Origin of the sequence: Aurantiacibacter arachoides (assembly GCF_009827335.1) — a bacterium.
Taxonomy (GTDB): domain Bacteria; phylum Pseudomonadota; class Alphaproteobacteria; order Sphingomonadales; family Sphingomonadaceae; genus Alteraurantiacibacter; species Alteraurantiacibacter arachoides.
Genome location: NZ_WTYH01000001.1, coordinates 337,964 through 352,827, shown reverse-complemented (window position 1 = coordinate 352,827; position 14,864 = coordinate 337,964). Strand labels below are relative to the sequence as shown.

Here is a 14,864-nt window from a genome sequence, read left to right as displayed (position 1 = left end):
TTCACCCGATTCCCCGATTTCGACACAGACAGGACCGATCATGACCCTTCGTTTCGCCGCCTCCACCCTCGCGCTCGCCGCCGCCATCGCGCAGCCTGCCGCCGCGCAGGAAGAGGGTGACGCCATCGTCGTCACCGCGCAGCGCGACAATGCCACCGAGGTCGTCAACGGCGGGGATGCCGGCGCGCTCGGCAACGTGGCAGCGGAGGATCTGCCTTTCAACATCCGCAGCTTTGACGAGACGCTGATCTACAACCAGCAGCCGCTGACCATCGGCGAGGTGCTGGAGAACGATCCCACCGTGCGCACCACCTACGGCTTCGGCAACGCGGCAGAGCAGTTCGTCATCCGCGGCTTCTCGTTGTTCGGTGACGACGTGGGCGTGAACGGCCTCTACGGCGTGGCCCCGCGCCAGCTGATCGCGCCCGAGCTGTTCGGCCAGGTGCAGGTGCTGAACGGGGCGAGCGCCTTTCTGAACGGCGCGGCGCCGGGCGGATCGGGCCTGGGGGGCAGCGTGAACCTGCTCCTGAAGCGCGCCGACGAGGACCTGACCCGCGCCACCGCCACTTTCGTCGGCGACGGCCACATCGGCGGCAGCTTCGACGTTGCCCGCCGGTTCGGCGCGGGCGGCGAATGGGGCGTGCGGGTAAACGGCGCCTATCGCGATGGCGAAGTTTCCGTCGACCGCGAGGATCGCCGCGCGCAGGTGCTGGGCGGTGCGTTCGACTACGACGGCGGGGCCTTCCGCGCCGCGCTCGATCTCGCCTATCAGGAGGTGCGCATCGACAGCCTGCGCCCCAAGGTCAGCTTCACCACGGCCACCCTGCCCGCCGTTCCCGATGCCAGCGCCAACTACGCGCAGGACTACACCTATACCGAGTTGACCGACGTGTTCGGCACGCTGGCCCTGGAATACGACCTGGCCGAAGACGTCCTGCTTTATGGCAAGGCTGGTGCGCGACGTGGGGACGAGGAAGGCATATACGGCGGCATCCAGGTGACCGACGCGGTGACCGGTGCGGCCACCAGCGGCTTCCATTCCTACATTCCCTACGAACAGAATGCCGAAGCAGTGGAGGCAGGTCTGCGCGCCAGTTTCGCCACCGGCGGCCTGACGCATACCATCAACGCCGGCGGCAACATGGTCTGGCAGCAGGACCGCACGGCCTACGACTTCTTCACGCCGTTCGACACCAACCTCTATGACCCCGTGCAGGTCGCCATCCAGCCGCGCGCTTTTGCCGGCGGTGATCTCGACAATCCGTTTCCGATTACCGAAAAGCAGCTCGGCAGCGTTTTTGCCTCCGATACGCTGGGCTTCCTCGGCGACAGCGTGCTGCTGACGCTCGGCGCGCGCTGGCAGAGCATCGATGTCGAGAGCTTCAGCTATTTCGGCGGCGCCCTCACCACCGAATACACCGAGGACGCGGTTACTCCAGTCGCCGGCCTCGTGGTGAAGCCTATGGAGGGCCTGTCGCTCTACGCCAATTACATCGAGGCGCTGCAACAAGGCGCCGTCGCGCCGCTCGATCCGGACATCACCAATCCCGGCGAAGTGCTCGCCCCGCGCATGACCACGCAGTACGAGGTCGGCGGCAAGTTCTACTTCGACCCGTCGATCTTCGCCACGCTGGCCCTGTACCAGATCGAGCGGCCGGGCGACGGGTTCGAGGACGACGGCGCGGGTGGCACGCGGTTCGCCTACCTCGGCGAACAGCGCAATCGCGGCGTCGAATTCACGCTGAACGGCGAGGTCGCGCAGGGCCTGCGCGTTATCGCCGGACTCGCACTGGCGGAGGCCGAACTGGAAAGCGGGCTGGAGGCACCAGGCGTTCCCGAACTCGCCGCCAATGCCAACGTCGAGTGGGACCTGCCCTTCGCGCCCGGCCTGACGCTCAATGGCCGCGTCACGCATACCGGCGAACAGCAGGCCAATGCCGCAAATACCCTGCAACTCGACAGCTGGACCGTGTTCGACCTGGGTGCACGTTACGTCTTCGCCGCGGGCGAGGCGCCCGTGACGCTCCGGCTGACGGTCGATAACGTGACGGACGAGGCCTACTGGGCCAGCGCTTTCGATGCGTTCAACCCCGCGCTGCTGCAGGGCACCCCGCGCACGGTCAAGGCGTCTGCCTCCATCGCGTTCTGAAGGCTGATGGCGGCGCGGTCAGCCGCGCCGCCGGCGTCCGTCGGGTTCGTGGGCGACGCCCTTGAAGGGTTCGCCGTCCTGCTTCACGTCCATGAACTGGCCGTTGCCCCCGCTTTCGGGATCGCGGTTGCGCTTCACGAACTGGTTGGTGACAGGATTGTGCACCTGCGTGCGGTTGTCCACCGATCCCTCGCGATAGCCCTCGCCGGTGTTCTTCGCCATCGTCGTTCTCCTTTGCGGGTTTCTCCGGGGAATCTACGAACCGCGACTCGCCGGGTTCCGGGGATGTGCCTGTCGCATGGTCCTGAACGTCACCGACCAGCGCGGCTGGTCCAGCGCGGCAATCGAATGTTCCCAACCGTCGCGCGCCTCGCCCGACAGGCGATAGAGCGCGCGGGGCTCCAGCGGGAATGTCATGCGATCGAACCCGCCATCGGGCCGCCGCCGGCGAAGGCGCATGGTGGCGGGCGCGCCGAGCGACAGGCCCAGCACCTCGCCATATTGCGGACGATCGCGATGCCAACCGATGGTGGCACCCGGATCGTAGCGTATCACCAGCGCCTGCACGAGCGCATCGGGCTCCAGCCCTGCCAGCGGCGCCAGCCTGCCCCTCAGGTCCAGCAGCCAGCCCGGCAGCGGCGGGGCGGGTATGGGCGTTGCGCGCTGGTAATCGTAGGCGCTGCCATAATTCGCCGTCAGCCGCTTGCCTTCCCACTGGCCGAACTTGAACGGCGTGAGCGGGGCGGCATCGATGGCCGCGATGAGTCTTGCCTCTTGGGCAGCGTCGATTACATTGGGCACCAGCGCCAGGCCGGGGATCGCGGGCCTCTCGCCCGCCGTATCGCCAAAGAGGTCGCCCTGTGCGCTCATGCCTGCAATATGGGGGCATCATGCAGCAAGCCCAGACCCGCATAACCGTCCACACCCATGGCCAGGCGTTCTACGAAATCACCGGCGAGGTCGCGCGCCGGGTGGCCGACAGTGGCATCGCCACCGGTATCGTGACCCTGTTCTGCCGCCATACCAGCGCCGGGCTGCTCATCAACGAGAATGCCGCCCCGGCCGTGCAGCGCGACCTGCTGCGCTGGCTGGCGACGATCGCGCCGGAGAGTGCCGGATACGAGCATGACAGCGAGGGGCCGGACGACATGCCCGCCCACGTCCGCAGCCTGCTCACCGGCGTTTCGCTGTCCATCCCGGTTGCGGACGGGCGGATGACGCTGGGCACCTGGCAGGGCGTCTACCTTGCCGAACATCGCCGCGCGCCGCATTCCCGCGAAATCGTGGTGCAGATCATCGGCGCCTGATTGCCACCTTTTTGCCGACGGGCGAAACCGCAGCCCTTCCCGCCCGTTCGCCCATCATGCCGATAGATATCACCGCGAAATTCACCTTTACGCTCGAACGCCCGACCGACCTGCTGCTGCAGTTCGAGGCGGCGGACATTCCCGAGCAGACCATCCTCTCCAGCGAAACGAAGCTCTCCCCCGCCATCCACACCGCGCGCGTGCCCGCGCAGGACGATGTCGGCGAACGCATCTGGGTGCGCGCCGAAGGGGAGTATGCGGTGGACTACCGCGCACGGGTGGACGTCAAGCGGCTGGTGCCCGACCTTGGCCAGCTCTCCGCGCTCGACCCGCATGATCTGCCGGGCGAAGCGGTCGAGTATCTGTTCGATTCGCGGTATTGCCAGGCCGACCGGATGCAGGCCTTCGTCGAGGACGAATTCGGCAAGCTGTCGGGCGGCGAACGCGTGGTCGCCATGCGGGACTGGATCGCCAACCACTTCCACTACACCCCCGGATCGTCCGACGCGACGACCACCGCGCTCGACACCTTTGTCGAACGGCGCGGGATCTGCCGTGACTATGCCCATGTCATGGTGACGTTTGCCCGGGCGAGCACCATCCCGGCGCGCTACGTCAGTTGCTTCGCGCCCGGCGTGACCCCGCCCGATTTTCACGCCGTGGCCGAGGTGTTCCTGTGCGACCCCACGACGCCGGGTGGCGGTGCGTGGTACATCGTCGATGCAACCGGCATGGCCGACCCCGCGCACACGGCGAAGATCGGCATCGGCCGGGACGCCGCGGATGTCAGCTTCCTCACCACGTTCGGCATGAACCAGTTCGGCGACAAGGAAATCGTGGTCAAGGAAACCGACTAGTCCGGGGACGCTTCTTGTTAACGTTCACAAGAACGGGTATCTGCGGGTGCGCCTGTGATCCGGGGATTGCGCTTTCGGGCCAGACGTGTTGCGTTGCAACAAGGGATCGCGCCGACTTTGCCGTTTGAGGGATTGCAACGAACATGACCACGACCGCCGACACGCTGATCCTGTTCGGGGCCACCGGCGACCTGTCGCAGCGGATGCTCCTGCCATCGCTCTGCGCGCTGGCGGGGGAAGGTTTGCTGCACGAGGAACTGCGCATCGTCGGCACCGCGCGGTCCGACCTGTCTGACGCGCAGTTCCGTGATTTTGCGCGCGAGGCTATCGAGACTTACCTGCCCGCCGAACGGCGCGGCGGCATCGACGATTTCCTAGCCCGGCTGCTCTACCAGCCGCTCGACGTGACCACACCCGAAGGTTACGCCGAGCTTGCCGCCAAGGTAGGCGCCAAGGAAAAGGGCGATCGCGAGGTGGCGATCTTCCTGTCCACCGCGCCCAGCCTGTTCAAGGCGACGATCGAGGGCCTTGCCGCCCACGGCCTGGCGGACGAGCACGCGCGCATCTGCCTGGAAAAGCCGCTGGGCAGCGATCTGGAATCGAGCTGTGCCATCAACGATGCCGTTGCCGCCGCGTTCACCGAGGACCGGATCTTCCGCATCGATCACTACCTCGGCAAGGAGACGGTGCAGAACCTCATCGCGCTGCGCTTTGCCAACATCATGTTCGAACCGCTGTGGAACGCCCGGCATATCGAGCACGTGCAGATCACCGTGGGCGAAACCGTGGGGCTGGAAAGCCGCGCCGACTTCTATGAGAACGCGGGCGCGCTGCGCGACATGGTGCAGAACCACATGCTCCAGCTGCTCGCCCTGGTCGCGATGGAGCCGCCCGGAAGCTTCGAGGCGGGCGCCGTGCGCGACGAAAAGGTCAAGGTGCTGCGCGCCCTTCGCCCCATCGCCGCCGACGAAAGCGTGACGGGCCAGTATCGCGGCGGCGCGGCGGATGGCAGGATCGTGCCCGGCTACGACGAGGAACTGGGCCGCGACAGCGAAACGGAGACCTTCGTCGCCTTGAAAGCGCACATCGACAACTGGCGCTGGCAGGGTGTGCCCTTCTACCTGCGCACCGGGAAACGGATGCCCGAACGGGTGACCGAGATTGTCGTGCAGTTCGCACCCGTCCCCCATTCGATCTTCCCAGGCGCCAGGCTAAAGCAGAACCGCCTCGTCATCGGCATCCAGCCGGTGGAGAACGTGCACCTGCGACTGATGGCCAAGGTTCCCGGCATCGAACAGGATGGCATGGTGCTGCGCGAGGTGCCGCTGGACATTACCATGCCCGATGCCTTTACCGGCAAGGTCAAGCGCATCGCCTACGAACGGCTGCTGCTCGATCTCGTGCACGGCGAACAGACGCTGTTCGTCCGCCGCGACGAGGTGGAGGCGCAGTGGCGCTGGATCGATGCCATCCGCAAGACCTGGGCCGACGAGGGGCAGACGCCCAAGACCTACAACGCAGGATCGTGGGGGCCTTCGGCGGCCATCGCCCTTGCCGAACGTGACGGGGTAAGCTGGCATGAATGATCTTGATCCGACCGTCGCCCGCATCACCGATCGCATCATCGCGAAATCGAAGGACGGCCGCCGCCGCTATCTCGACCTGATCGCGCGCGAGGCGGATAACCGTCCCGAACGCAGCCAGGTCAGCTGCTCCAACCTCGCCCACGCCTTTGCCGGGGCCGAGGAGGACCAGGAAGCACTCAAGCTGCATCGCGGGCCGAACATCGGGGTCGTCACCAGCTATAACGACATGCTGAGCGCCCATGCGCCCTATTATCGCTATCCCGAACGGCTGAAGATCTACGCGCGCGAGATCGGCGCCACGGTGCAGGTGGCGGGCGGCACGCCGGCCATGTGCGACGGGGTGACGCAGGGCGAGACCGGCATGGAGCTCAGCCTGTTCAGCCGTGACGCCATCGCCATGGCCACCGGCATCGCGCTGAGCCACGCGATGTACGACGGGATGCTGCTGCTGGGCATCTGCGACAAGATCGTGCCCGGCCTGCTGATCGGCGCGCTGCGGTTCGGCCACCTGCCCGCGGTGTTCGTGCCCAGCGGGCCCATGCCCTCGGGCGTTTCCAACAAGGCCAAGCAGGCCGTTCGCCAGTTCTATGCGGAGGGCAAGGCGACCCGCGCCGAACTGCTCGATTCGGAGCTTGGCAGCTATCACTCGCCCGGCACCTGCACGTTCTACGGCACGGCCAATTCCAACCAGATGATGATGGAACTGATGGGCCTGCACGTGCCCGGCGCGGCCTTCGTGCAGCCCGGCACGAAATTGCGCCAGGCGCTGGACCGCGCAGCCGTCCACCGCGTGGCCGCCATCGGCCAGGACGGCGACGACTATCGCCCGATCGGCCAGTGCGTGGACGAAAAGGCCGTGGTCAACGCCATGGTCGGCCTGCTGGCGACGGGCGGCAGCACCAATCACGCGATCCACATCCCGGCGATGGCCCGCGCGGCGGGCATCCAGGTGGACTGGACGGACTTGTCCGAACTCAGCCACGCGGTCCCGCTGATCGCGCGCGTCTATCCCAACGGATCGGGCGACGTGAACCATTTCCACGAGGCGGGCGGCATGGGCTACGTCATCGGTGAACTACTCGGTGCCGGGCTTGCCCACGCAGACGTGATGGGCGTGGCGCAGGACCGCGGCATGACCGACTATGCGCGCGAGCCGGGGCTGGACGGCGATGCCCTGGCATGGCGCGAGGTCGGCAAGAGCGGCGACGCCGAAATGCTGCGCCCGGCCACCGATCCCTTCCAGGCCGATGGCGGGATGCGGCTGCTCGAAGGCAACCTGGGGCGCGCCTGCTTCAAGTCCTCCGCCGTCGACAAGGCGCGCTGGACCGTGGAGGCACCCTGCCGGGTGTTCCAGACCCAGCACGACGTCGCCGTCGCCTTTGCCAGTGGCGAGCTTGACCGGGACGTGGTCGTCGTCGTGCGCTTCCAGGGTCCGCGCGCCAACGGGATGCCCGAACTGCACAAGCTGACCCCGCCGCTGGGCGTGCTGCAGGACCGCGGCTACCGCGTGGCGCTGGTCACCGACGGGCGCATGTCGGGCGCCAGCGGCAAGGTGCCCGCCGCCATCCACGTCTCGCCCGAAGCCTATGCGGGAGCCGGGGGACGCAGCGGACCGCTCAGCCTGCTACGCGACGGTGACATGGTGCGCGTCTGCGCAGAGACCGGCACGCTGTCCACCAGCGCTGATCTCTCGCAGCGCACCCCCGCGCCCGACCCTGCCGCCGCCGTCGGCACGGGCCGGGAATTGTTCGCCATGTTCCGGCACCTTGCCGACGAGGCCGAGAAAGGGGGCAGCGCCATGCTCGCCAGCGCAGGATTGTGATGACGCCCGTGACCCGGATCGTCGCCGTCGACATCGGCGGCACCCACGCCCGCTTCGCCATCGCCACCCGCGCGCCCGATGGCGCCATCACGCTCGATGAGCCGATCACACTCCACACCGAGGACCACGCCAGCTTCCAGACCGCGTGGGAGGATTATCGCGCGCGCAAGGGCGGCGTGCTGCCCGATGCGGTTGCCATGGCGATCGCCGGGCCGGTCGGTGGGCAGGTCATCCGTTTCACCAACAATCCGTGGATCATCCGCCCGGCGCTGGTGGAGGAGAAGCTGGGCGTTTCCAGCTTCACCATCGTCAACGATTTCGAAGCCGTGGCCCATGCCGTCGCGCGCGCCGGGTGCGACGAATTCATCCATCTCACCGGCCCCGACGAACCGCTGGGCAAGACCGGCCGGCTGAGCGTGCTGGGCCCCGGCACGGGGCTGGGCGTGGCCCACCTCTACCGCGAGCCCGATGGCACCTACCGCGTTTCCGCCACCGAGGGCGGGCACGTCGATTTCGCCCCGCTGGACCCGATCGAGGATGCGATCCTTGCCCGCCTGCGCAAGCGCCACACCCGCGTGTCGGTGGAACGCGTGGTGGCTGGCCCCGCCATCGTCGACATCTACGAAACGCTTGCCGCGCTGGAAGGCCGTGCGGTGCTGGCGCAGGACGATGTGACCATCTGGACCGCCGGGATGGACGGATCGGACAGCCTTGCCGCCGCCGCCATCGACCGCTTCTGCCTGTCGCTGGGCGCAGTGGCGGGTGATACCGCGCTGGCACAGGGCGGCTTTGCCGGCGTCGTGATCGCAGGCGGGCTGGGATACCGGCTGCGCGATCACCTGCCGCGCTCGGGCTTTGCCGAACGCTTCCGCGCCAAGGGCCGGTTCGAGACCATGATGGCGGCGATCCCGGTCAAGCTCATCACTCATCCGCAGCCCGGCCTGTTCGGCGCGGCGGCGGCCTATTTCCAGCAGCACGACCGGCAGATCCAGGGAGACGCGCGATGAAGGACGTCCAGCATTACGATCCGCAGGAGATCGACCGGGTGATGCGCATTGCCCCGGTGATCCCGGTGCTGGTGATCGACGATGTCGGCCATGCGCGTGAAACGGCAGAGGCGCTGGTCGAAGGTGGGCTGAAAGTCCTTGAGGTGACGCTGCGCACCCCGCAGGCACTCGATGCGATCCGCCGCATGAACCTGGTCCCCGGCGCTATCGTGGGCGCGGGCACGGTGACCAACCCCGATCAGCTCAAGGCGGCGATGGACGCGGGCAGCGAGTTCATTGTCTCCCCCGGCCTGACCCAGCGGCTCGGCGAAGCGGCAATCCGGGCCGGCGTGCCGTTTCTGCCCGGCGTGGCCAACGCCGGTGACATCATGCGCGGCATGGACCTGGGGCTGAGCCACTTCAAGTTCTTCCCGGCCATGGCGAACGGCGGCATTCCGGCCTTGAAGGCGCTCGCCGCGCCGTTCTACCAGTGCAGGTTCTGCCCCACCGGCGGCGTAAGCCTGGAGAACGCGGCGGATTGGCTGGCCCTCGATCCGGTGCTCTGCGTCGGCGGGAGCTGGGTTGCGCCCAAGGGTGCCTCGCCCGACGCAATCGCCCGATTGGCCCGCGAGGCTGCCGCCTTGTGAGCCGCGTCGGCGACCTGACCGAGCGCCTTCAGCAGATCCACCAGCGCACCGAGGAGACGCCGCTCTTCAACCCGGTGTTCCAGCTTGCGCACGATATGTCGCGCGAGCTGGAAGACGGCACGCTGTCGCTGGACGACATGGAAGCTGCCATCGCCGAACTGGAAGTCGCTGCGCTGGAGGAACGCGCCCGCCGGACGCACCGCATGGTCGCGCCCATCGGTGAGGATGCGAACGCCCGGGCTCTCGCGGACAGCCTGGACGCGCCCGATTTCGCCACGTTCAGGGCGCGCTGGGAAAGCCCCCAGCTCCACGCCGTGTTCACCGCCCATCCGACGTTCCTGCTGACGCCCGCTGAACATGCCGCCGTGGCCGGGGCGGCGGCGAGAAATGGCACCATCGACCCCGGCGTAACCGGCAGCGACCGGCCCGAGGTCACCCTTGCCTACGAACACGCGCAGGCCATGCGCGCGATCGCCCACGCGCAGGACGCGCGCGATGCCATCGTGGCGCAGGTTCTCACCCACGCCGCACGAAAATGGCCCGACGATTGGCGAACCCTTGCCCCGCTGCCGTTCCGCTTTGCCAGCTGGGTCGGCTATGACATGGACGGGCGCACCGATATCGGCTGGGCCACCTCCATCGCCTTCCGCCTCGCCGAAAAGGCCGAGCGGCTGGCACGCTACATCGCCGCGCTGGAGGCCATCGACCCACGTCACCAACTGCTCGATGTCCTGCGTCCTGCCCAAGACGAAACCGCGGCATCGGCGGCGGATTTCGCCGGCGACCTTGCCGATCCCGCGCGCCTGTCGCAGGCGGCCAACCGGCTGACCGCGCACGGGCTTCACCGCCTGACCAGCCTCGCTCCCTTCATCGCCCATCTCGAACGCGAGGCGGGCATGACCGGAGACACGCAGCGCGCCGTCCGCCTGCTGACGCTTGCCGCGGCGATGCGCGCCGACGGGCTCGGCATGGGCTGGATCCATTTCCGGGTGAATGCCAAGCAGTTGCACAACGCCATCCGCCGGCGCATCGACCCGCAAGGCACGCTCGACCTTGCCAGCAAGGGCGCGGTGGTGCACCTGCGTGACGCGATCGCCGCGATACGGCCGCATCGCACGAACTTCGGCGCGGTCGCCATCGAGGCTTCCACCGCGATCCGGCAGTTCCTGGCCATGGCGCAGATCCTCCATCACATCGACGCCGACGCACCGATCCGGATGCTGATCGCCGAGTGCGAGGAACCTGCCACCGTCCTTGCCGCACTCTATTTCGCCAAGCTGTTCGGTATTGCCGACAAGGTGGATATCTCGCCTCTTTTCGAGACCGAGACCGCGCTCGAGCACGGCGGCCGCTTCCTCGACGAGCTGTTGGCGGAGGAAGTCTATCGCGACTATGCACGGCAACGCGGCCGGGTGGCGATCCAGACCGGATTTTCCGACGCGGGGCGCTTCGTCGGGCAGATCCCTGCAAGCCTGGCGATCGAGCGGTTGCAGGGTCGCCTGTCGGACGCAATGGCGGCCAACGGGCTGACCGATGTTGCCGCGCTGATCTTCAACACCCACGGCGAAAGCATGGGCCGCGGCGCCCATCCTGCCACGCTCGCGGACCGTCTCGACTGGCCGCTGTCGCCCTGGGCCAAGCGCCGTTTCGCCCGTGCGGGCATCGCGCTGGAACCCGAGGTCAGCTTTCAGGGTGGCGACGGTTACCTGTGGTTCGCCACGCCCGATCTGGCGCGCGCCACTCTCACCCGCATCGCCTGCCTGCGACCGTCCGAGACGGATCCCGATGCCCCGACCGATCCGTTCTATCGCCGGACGGACATCAGCCTCGATTTCTATCGCGCGGTGAAGGACCATCAGCGCGGTCACCTGGAAAGCCGCACCTATGCCCGGGCTATTACCGCCTTTGGCCTTGGGTTGCTGAACTCCACCGGCAGCCGCGTGAGCCGGCGCCAGGGCGACCTGTCCGCGGATCGCGACATGTCGCTGCGGCAGATCCGCGCCATCCCGCACAACGCCATCCTGCAGCAGCTCGGCTACCCGGTGAACGTGATCGCCGGGGTCGGCGAGGCGGCAGAAGGCAAGTACGAGGAACTGGGCGCGCTGCTGGCACAAAGCGCGCGCGGGCGCGAACTCGTGCGGCTGGTGCGCGCCGCCAACGCGCTGGCCAGCGTCAAGACCGTCGCCGCCTATGGCGAGCTGTTCAATTCCGCCTACTGGGCCAGCCGCCCCTATCGCGGCACCGAGACGCACCTGACCGCCGCCTGCGAAGCGTTGAGCGAATATCTCGTCAAGGATGATCGGGTCGGCGTGTTCCGCCGCCTCGCCAGCCGGTTGCGCGTGGATGCGATGAAGCTGCACCGCCTGCTCGCCCATGTGCCCGACGACCAGCCGACCGAGAACCGCGAGGAAAAGCGCCGCATGATCGGCGTGCTGCAGGCGCTGCGGCTCACCCTGTTGCAGGCCATGTTCATTCGCGCCGTCAGCGTGCCGGCCTTCAGCCGTGCCAACGATGTCAGCCGGGACGACGTGCTGGAGATGGTCTTCACCCTGCGCATCGACGATGCCCTGGCGCAGCTGCGGCGCGCCTATCCGGTGGCCTTTCCGCGCCTCGACAGGTTCGATCTTGCCGAGCCAGCCGACTGGCCGGATGGGTCTGACGAGGGCTACGGGGCAATCCACCGCGACTTCATCGACCCGATCGAGCGCGCCCATGCGCTCTCGCTGCGCATTTCCACCGCCATCGCCAACGTGTTCGGCGCGCACGGCTGAGCCTTTCAGACCCCCAACCCGAGCCGTCCGATATCGGGACGCGGGGCGGGCGGGGGTGTCAATCGCGCCGGCTTGCGCCTAGATGCGTTGCATGGACCGTGGCATGAAATGGATCGGCGGACTGACGCTGGCGATAACCGCGCTGATCGGCAGCACGCTGTTCCTGGGCAACCCGCTGGAGGCGCAGGACACCGCGCCGGCCACCATTGCCGCGCAGGACGTACTCGCCACGCCGAACGGCAATGCCGCCGCGGAACCGGCTTTCGTCGCCGGCGAGGTGGTGCAGGAAACGCCCTCCTACGATCCCGAGGATCCCTTCGTCATCCGCCGCGTGCTGCCGATCGACGGACCCATCCGCTATGGCGAATGGCACTGGGACGATGAGGGCGTGCCACCCGGCCCATTGGTGATGACCGTGGATTTGCAGGCGCGGGTGCTCAGCGTGTTTCGCGGCGGATACGAGATTGGCGCGGCCGCCGTGCTGATCGGTTCGCCCGATCACCCGACCCCCACCGGGGTGTTCCCGATCCTCACCAAGGAGCGGCACAACATTTCCGAACAGTACAACAACGCCCCCATGCCCTGGACGATGCGGCTGACGTGGGACGGGGTAGCTATCCACGGCGGATCGACAGTCGAACGCGGCTACGCCAGCCACGGGTGCATCGGCACGCCCGATGCCTTCGTATCGAAGATCTACGAGATCGCGCAGCTGGGCGACGTGGTCATCATTACCGATGGCGTGCGCACGGGCGTCGGCGGCTCGCTGGATCACCGCGAGGAGGGCTGAGGCTCAGCCCGTCCGCCTCGGCGGTTCGCGGCGGAAGACCCAGTCATTCCCCTCGACCGTGGCGAGCACGCCGCCCACGTTGCCGCCCTGCCCGTTCCGCAGCTTCGCCACCAGCCCTGCAAGGTCCGCTCCGCGCGCATTCCCGCCGAGGTCGCGCATGACCAAGCCGATCACCCGCAAGGCCATTTCCGGCCCTGCATCGGCGCGCATGCGGAACGTGCCGTCGTCGTAAGTGACTGCCTGTTCCCACAACTGCTGGCGATACTGGTGCAGCGCCTGTTCGGCGTCGGCAAGATGGTTGGCGGACCGCGCCAGGGCCAGCGGATCGAGCCAGTCGCACGCCGCCAGGGCGCGGCGGATGCGCACCCTGTCAAAGGCAGGGTCTTCGTTCGAGGGATCGTGCGCTACTGCCAGGCAAGCCCGCTCGACCACGTCGCGCAGTTCCGCGCGGCGGAACGCCAGCAGCGGGCGGATCACGCTTGCATAATACCCTGTGCCAATGAAGTTCGTCACCTCGCGCACGCCCGCGAGGCCCGATACGCCGCTGCCCCGGTTGAGCCGCATGAGCAGTGTCTCGGCCTGATCGTCGGCATGATGCGCGGTGGCGACCGCGGGCAAGGCGTTATCCTCCGCCCACTCGCCTAGTGCCAAGTAACGCGCCTTGCGCGCTTCGGCCTGCACATTGCCCGCGGCTACCGTGACCGTCAGCACGGTGCATGGCACGCCGCGCGCCTCGCAGGCCGCGACAACCAGCGCGCACTCGTCCTTCGCATCCGGACGCAGGCCGTGATCGACCGTCGCCACCGCGAAATGACCGGGGATCGCCGCGTGCGCCAGCAGCAGCATGGCCATCGAATCCGGCCCGCCGCTGACCGCAAGGCCGATCCGCGCGCCGCCGCCGTTCAACCGCTCGAGCGCTTCCCGGAAACGCCCGACCAGTTCGGGATCAATCGCAGTCGACCCGGCCATTGAGGCCCGCGTACGTGGTGGACAGGCGCCCGGTCGCCAGCGCCGCGTAGGTATCGCCGAATTCCGCCAGCGCGATGCAGGCGCGGCGGGTATCGCCCAGCGCGATCATCGACTGGGCGAGAAAGAGCAGGCTGTCACCGGCGCGCGCGCCCTGCGGATCGTTCTGATAGTTTTCGAAAAAATGCGTCGCCGCCCCGCGCGCGTCGCCGGCGTCGAGAAAGGCGCGGCCCAGCAAGTTGCGGCCGTAACTGGCCATGCGATGGCTCGGATACCTTTCGAGATAAAGCGCCAGTTGCTGCTGCGCCTCGGGGAAGAAGCCCGCGTCCCACAGGCGGAAACCGTAGGTGTATTCATCCTCGCCCTGGTCGCCGGTGACCGGCTTGGTGATGGCGGCGACCGCGGCGACGCGCGCCGGGCTGGGCGTGGCGGCGGGGGCCGGGGTCGGGGTCGGCGCCGGGGTGCCCTGGGGCGGCGGGCTAGGCAGCGCGGCGGAACCCGATCCGGCACCGGGGGTGGCGATGGCGCCGCTGGGCGTCGAAATCGAACCGGGCTGTGCGCTCACAGCGGCGCGTCCTCCCTCGAGCGCGGCGAGCCGTGCCTCCATGGCGGAGAGCGCGTTTTCGTTCACCTCGGTGGCAGCGGTGAGGCGGGCGACCTGCTGCTCGATCGATTCCAGCCGCTCTAGCACGCCGGTCAGGGCCGATGTGCTCGGCGACGTGTCGGTAGTCTGCGGGTTCTGCTGCGGGGTGATCTCGGGCTGGAAATAGCGCTCGTCCCCGCCGGGGAACACCGCGCGCTGGAGCGCGCTGATCTGCTGTTCGAGCCGCTGCAACCGCTGGTCCGCCTGCGCCTGCGCCGGGATCGCCACGAGCGGCAGGATCATGACCAGGGCCGCGCCCGTGGTCGCCGCCAGCCTCTTGCGCATCGCCTTCATCGCCACTTTTCCTCCATTTGCGTTTCGTTTCGGCACGCGTGGTGCC

The 14,864-nt window shown here is 67.9% G+C and carries 13 protein-coding genes; 9 read left to right on the top strand and 4 right to left on the bottom strand.

The annotated features are described in order from the left end of the window. Positions 1-40: 40 nt before the first annotated feature. A complete protein-coding gene (locus GRI62_RS01790) occupies positions 41-2,149 on the top strand; it encodes a TonB-dependent receptor (protein ID WP_131451728.1) in 2,109 nt (702 codons plus the stop codon). Between the two features lie 18 nt (positions 2,150-2,167). Here the strand turns inward: GRI62_RS01790 and GRI62_RS01785 are convergent, their stop codons facing one another. Together GRI62_RS01785 and GRI62_RS01780 are read right to left on the bottom strand one after the other, a co-directional pair. Next, the gene (locus tag GRI62_RS01785; RefSeq protein ID WP_131451727.1) at positions 2,168-2,371 is read right to left on the bottom strand and encodes a hypothetical protein; all 204 of its coding nucleotides are present in this window, start codon (positions 2,369-2,371) and stop codon (positions 2,168-2,170) included. A gap of 33 nt (positions 2,372-2,404) precedes the next feature. Next, positions 2,405-3,019 carry an alpha-ketoglutarate-dependent dioxygenase AlkB gene (locus tag GRI62_RS01780; RefSeq protein WP_131451726.1) on the bottom strand — a complete coding sequence of 205 codons (615 nt, stop codon included), beginning with the start codon at positions 3,017-3,019 and terminating at the stop codon, positions 2,405-2,407. A 20-nt stretch (positions 3,020-3,039) separates the two neighbouring features. Between GRI62_RS01780 and GRI62_RS01775 the strand changes: the two genes are divergently transcribed. The 8 genes from GRI62_RS01775 to GRI62_RS01740 all read left to right on the top strand — a co-directional run bounded on the left by GRI62_RS01775 (position 3,040) and on the right by GRI62_RS01740 (position 12,915). After that, positions 3,040-3,456 (top strand): secondary thiamine-phosphate synthase enzyme YjbQ, encoded by a 417-nt coding sequence (locus GRI62_RS01775; RefSeq protein WP_131451725.1) that lies wholly within the window; start codon positions 3,040-3,042, stop codon positions 3,454-3,456. Between the two features lie 56 nt (positions 3,457-3,512). Then, positions 3,513-4,313: a transglutaminase-like domain-containing protein gene (locus tag GRI62_RS01770; protein ID WP_131451724.1), complete on the top strand. Its 801-nt coding sequence runs from the start codon at positions 3,513-3,515 to the stop codon at positions 4,311-4,313. A 143-nt stretch (positions 4,314-4,456) separates the two neighbouring features. Further along, complete coding sequence (zwf, locus tag GRI62_RS01765) at positions 4,457-5,899, top strand: glucose-6-phosphate dehydrogenase (RefSeq protein WP_131451723.1); 1,443 nt, start codon at positions 4,457-4,459, stop codon at positions 5,897-5,899. Beyond that, on the top strand, positions 5,892-7,721 hold the full coding sequence (edd, locus tag GRI62_RS01760) for a phosphogluconate dehydratase (protein WP_131451722.1): 1,830 nt from the start codon (positions 5,892-5,894) through the stop codon (positions 7,719-7,721). The genes zwf and edd overlap by 8 nt, the downstream gene beginning before the upstream one ends. After that, a complete protein-coding gene (glk, locus tag GRI62_RS01755; protein WP_131451721.1) occupies positions 7,721-8,728 on the top strand; it encodes a glucokinase in 1,008 nt (335 codons plus the stop codon). The genes edd and glk overlap by 1 nt, the downstream gene beginning before the upstream one ends. Then, positions 8,725-9,354 carry a bifunctional 4-hydroxy-2-oxoglutarate aldolase/2-dehydro-3-deoxy-phosphogluconate aldolase gene (gene eda / locus GRI62_RS01750; RefSeq protein ID WP_131451720.1) on the top strand — a complete coding sequence of 210 codons (630 nt, stop codon included), beginning with the start codon at positions 8,725-8,727 and terminating at the stop codon, positions 9,352-9,354. Before glk ends, eda begins: the two co-directional genes overlap by 4 nt. Then, complete coding sequence (locus tag GRI62_RS01745) at positions 9,351-12,125, top strand: phosphoenolpyruvate carboxylase (RefSeq protein WP_131451719.1); 2,775 nt, start codon at positions 9,351-9,353, stop codon at positions 12,123-12,125. Before eda ends, GRI62_RS01745 begins: the two co-directional genes overlap by 4 nt. Positions 12,126-12,216: 91 nt before the next feature. Continuing rightward, positions 12,217-12,915 (top strand): L,D-transpeptidase family protein, encoded by a 699-nt coding sequence (locus GRI62_RS01740; protein WP_131451718.1) that lies wholly within the window; start codon positions 12,217-12,219, stop codon positions 12,913-12,915. A gap of 3 nt (positions 12,916-12,918) precedes the next feature. Here the strand turns inward: GRI62_RS01740 and tilS are convergent, their stop codons facing one another. Then, positions 12,919-13,884, bottom strand: a complete 966-nt coding sequence (gene tilS, locus GRI62_RS01735; protein ID WP_131451717.1) for a tRNA lysidine(34) synthetase TilS — start codon at positions 13,882-13,884, stop codon at positions 12,919-12,921. Then, the gene (locus GRI62_RS01730) at positions 13,862-14,818 is read right to left on the bottom strand and encodes a tol-pal system YbgF family protein (RefSeq protein WP_131451716.1); all 957 of its coding nucleotides are present in this window, start codon (positions 14,816-14,818) and stop codon (positions 13,862-13,864) included. The genes tilS and GRI62_RS01730 overlap by 23 nt, the downstream gene beginning before the upstream one ends. Positions 14,819-14,864 lie beyond the last annotated feature (46 nt).